The organism is Thermodesulfobacteriota bacterium, assembly GCA_040758155.1.
Lineage (GTDB): Bacteria > Desulfobacterota > Deferrimicrobia > Deferrimicrobiales > Deferrimicrobiaceae > UBA2219.
Genome location: JBFLWB010000187.1, coordinates 1 through 3,450 on the forward strand (window position 1 = coordinate 1; position 3,450 = coordinate 3,450).

The window sequence follows — 3,450 nt, forward strand, 5'->3', positions numbered from 1 at the left end:
ACCTGTACGGGGCGATCCTCGGTTTCGGCATCAAGGGAGGGATCGAGGCGGGGAGGAAATTCATCGACTCCCTGACGCTTTTCTCTCATCTGGCGAACATCGGGGACGCGAAAAGCCTCGTCATCCACCCGGCCTCCACGACGCACCAGCAACTGACGCCGGAGGAGCGGCTCGCCACGGGCGTAACGGACGATTTCGTTCGTCTTTCCATAGGGCTGGAGCATGTGGACGACATCATTGCTGACCTCGACCAGGCGCTGCGGAAAACCTAAGTGAAAGGAAGCGAAACGTCATAAAAGTGGTAAATAATTGCCCACAAAAAATATTTCCGTTCTTTCCCCGGGGCTGTCGAAAATAGAACTGTAGTGATTTCAGATGGTTGTGGGGCAATATTCGTTGGCATCAATGGTGCAAAATATTTGATGCGAGTTAGTTGAAGTGGGATGCAATTATCCACTGCGGATGAAGAGGGAGCAGCGATGAAATCACCCCTGATCATAATGCTGGTGGCACTCGTAGCCCTGTTGAGCGATGTCGGGCAGGCCTCCATCGGGGGAGTCCAGCCGCCGGACGCGGGGACGCTGATTTTGTTCGGCACGGGGGTGGTGGGATTCGCGATCTGGGGTCGGCGAAGACTCAAGAGGTGACCGGGACGGCAAAAACGGGGAGCGGTTGCGGCCGCTCCTTTTTTTATTTCCCTTCGTACTTTACATGAACGTTAAGTGGAAGTATGATGTCTCAATGCACCCCCGGAGACGGGGGAAGCCCGAGCGCGAGGTGGATCACGATGGCCTCCGAGAATACTCTGAAGCTCCTGAAGGGCGGAGAATTCCTGATCGCGGACGTCCCTCCGGAGACGGTGTTCACTCCGGAGGATTTCACCGAGGAACAGATCGCGATCGGCGACACGGCGGAGCAGTTCCTCCGCAACGAGGTGCTGCCGCACGTCGAGAAGCTGGAGAGCCACGATTTCGATCTGATGGTGAAGCTGCTCCGGCAGTTCGGAGAGCTCGGCATGCTCATGATCGACGCCCCCGAGGAGTACGGCGGGCTGGAGCTGCCCAAGACGACGAGCCTGTTCGCCGCGGAGAAATCGTCGATGTACGGCGGGTTCTCGACCGCGTACGCCGCCCACTCGGGGATCGGCACGCTGCCGCTGGTCTACTACGGGACGAAGGAGCAGAAGGAGAAATACCTCGGGAAGATCATCACCGGCGAGTGGCTCGCTGCCTACTGCCTCACCGAGCCGGAGGCCGGCAGCGACGCGCTGGGATGCCGAACGGTCGCCACGCTGTCACCGGACGGGAAGCATTACATTTTGAACGGCACGAAGCAGTTCATCACCAACGGCAGCTTCGCCGACCTCTACACCGTTTTCGCCAAGATCGACCGCGAGCACTTCACCGCCTTCCTCGTGGAGCGCACCTTCCCAGGCGTCTCCCCCGGCCCCGAGGAGAAGAAGATGGGGATCAAGGGGTCCTCCACGACCCCGCTCATCCTCGAGGACGCGCAGGTCCCCGTGGAGAACGTCCTGGGCGAGATCGGCAAGGGGCACAAGATCGCCTTCAACGTGCTGAACGTCGGGCGGCTCAAGCTGGGCGCCTGCGTCACGGGCGGCGCGAAGTACGTCACCGGCGAGGCGGCGCAGTACGCGAACCTGCGGAAGCAGTTCGGCGCGCCCATCGGCACCTTCGGCGCCATCCGGGAGAAGTTCGCCGACATGGTCGCGGCCACCTACGCCTCCGAATCGGTGACCTACCGCGTGGGCGGGATCATCGACGAGCGGCTCTCGACCCTGGAGAAGGGGATCCCCAGATACTACGAGGCGTACCAGGCGGGGATCGAGGAGTACTCCATGGAGTGCGCCATCGCGAAGGTGTTCTGCAGCGAAGTCATGGCGCAGGTGGCGGACCACGCCGTGCAGGTTTACGGGGGGTACGGCTACACCCAGGAATACCCCGCGGAGCGGGCCTACCGGGACGAGCGGATCAACCGGATCTTCGAGGGGACCAACGAGATCAACCGGATGCTCATCCCGGGCACCCTGCTCAAGCGCGCCCTGAAGGGGGAGCTTCCGCTGCAGGACGAGGTCATGAAGGCGGTCGGCCGCCTCTCCGCCCCGGCGGCCGATCCCCCGGCCGTCCCCTTCGGCGCGGAGAAGCAGCTCCTGCGCAACCTGAAGGACGCCTTCCTCGTGCTGGCGGGCGCGGCGGTCCAGCGGTTCGCCGCGAAGCTCAAGGACGAGCAGGAGGTGCTGATCGCGCTGGCCGACCTGGCCATCGGCGTCTTCGCCCTCGAGAGCGCCATCCTGCGGGCGGAGCGGATCGCCGCTTCCGGGAACGCGATGCGGACGGAGCTTTCCGGCGCCGCGACGAAGGTGTTCGCCTTCCAGGCCCAGGAGGACTGCACCACCGCCGCGCGGCGCGCGGCCTTCTACATCGGCGAGGGGGCGATGCTGAAGACGCTGCTCACCGGCATCCGCCGGTCGGGGCGGTACGAAGCCGCGGGGCTCCTGGAGGCGAAGCGAATGCTCGCCGCCGCGACGCTCGAGAAGGAGCGCTACCCGATCTATTGATGATTTCGGCATGAATTCGGCCCGGAACGCCACTACAATGGAGAAACTTCGGTTCCGGGGGTCGGAGATGCGGAAACTCGTCGTCGCGCTGGGGATCCTGCTGTTGTCGGCACAGGCGTACGGGGTGGAGATCGCCGGGGTGGATATCGCCCCGACGGTGACGATCGGGCAGAAGGCGCTCGTCCTGAACGGGGCGGGCATCCGCAGGAAATTCGTGATCAAGGTGTACGTCGGGGCGCTCTACCTGGAGCGGAAGGCGTCCTCCGTCGAGGAGCTGCTCAAGGACCCCGGCGACAAGCTCGTCCGGATGCGCTTCGTCCATTCGAAGGTGGAGAAGGAGAAGATCGTCGAGGCGTTCGCCGAGGGGATCGGGAACAACTCTCCCGCGGTAGCGCCGACCCCGGACGCGAAAACCTTCCTTTCCTGGATCCAGTCCGATTGCATGGCGGGAGACACGGTGGACGTCTTCATGGGCTCCGACGGGACGGTATCCGCCTCGCACAACGGCAAGGCGCTGGGGACGCTGCGCAATCCGGCGCTGGCGCGTGCGGTGCTGCTGATCTGGTTCGGAGAGAAGCCCGCGGACGCGGGGCTTGCCAGGGGGATGCTCGGGAAGGGGTGAGCCGGCCCGGGATTTCCGTCCGGGTCACCGGGAGATGCCGTAGTACTCCACGATCCGCTTCCGGAACTCCTGGATGTCCCGCTCGAGGGAGGACAGCTTCCGGATCTTCCGGTGGATGGCTTCGGTGTGGCCGTCGAGGATCTCGATCAGCCGCGGCATGATCGTGTCCGGCATCTTCGTCTGCCGGTAGATTTCCGCGAGCTCCTGCATCTGCTTGAGGGAGATCCCGAGCTCCTTGGCCTTCAGGACGAAC

The 3,450-nt window shown here is 63.6% G+C and carries 5 protein-coding genes; 4 read left to right on the forward strand and 1 reads right to left on the reverse strand.

What is annotated here, in order from left to right; all coding sequences use genetic code 11:
• From AB1346_12915 to AB1346_12930, 4 genes are all read left to right on the forward strand, one after another.
• The coding region (locus AB1346_12915; protein MEW6721344.1) for a PLP-dependent transferase at positions 1-272 on the forward strand (272 nt) is incomplete at its 5' end.
• Between the two features lie 207 nt (positions 273-479).
• Positions 480-647 carry a hypothetical protein gene (locus tag AB1346_12920; GenBank protein ID MEW6721345.1) on the forward strand — a complete coding sequence of 56 codons (168 nt, stop codon included), beginning with the start codon at positions 480-482 and terminating at the stop codon, positions 645-647.
• Positions 648-787: 140 nt separating this feature from the next.
• Positions 788-2,575: an acyl-CoA dehydrogenase family protein gene (locus tag AB1346_12925; protein MEW6721346.1), complete on the forward strand. Its 1,788-nt coding sequence runs from the start codon at positions 788-790 to the stop codon at positions 2,573-2,575.
• Positions 2,576-2,642: 67 nt separating this feature from the next.
• Positions 2,643-3,197, forward strand: a complete 555-nt coding sequence (locus AB1346_12930) for a chalcone isomerase family protein (GenBank protein ID MEW6721347.1) — start codon at positions 2,643-2,645, stop codon at positions 3,195-3,197.
• 24 nt (positions 3,198-3,221) lie between these two features.
• Here the strand turns inward: AB1346_12930 and AB1346_12935 are convergent.
• On the reverse strand, positions 3,222-3,450 hold a 229-nt coding region (locus AB1346_12935; protein MEW6721348.1), incomplete at its 5' end, for a MerR family DNA-binding protein.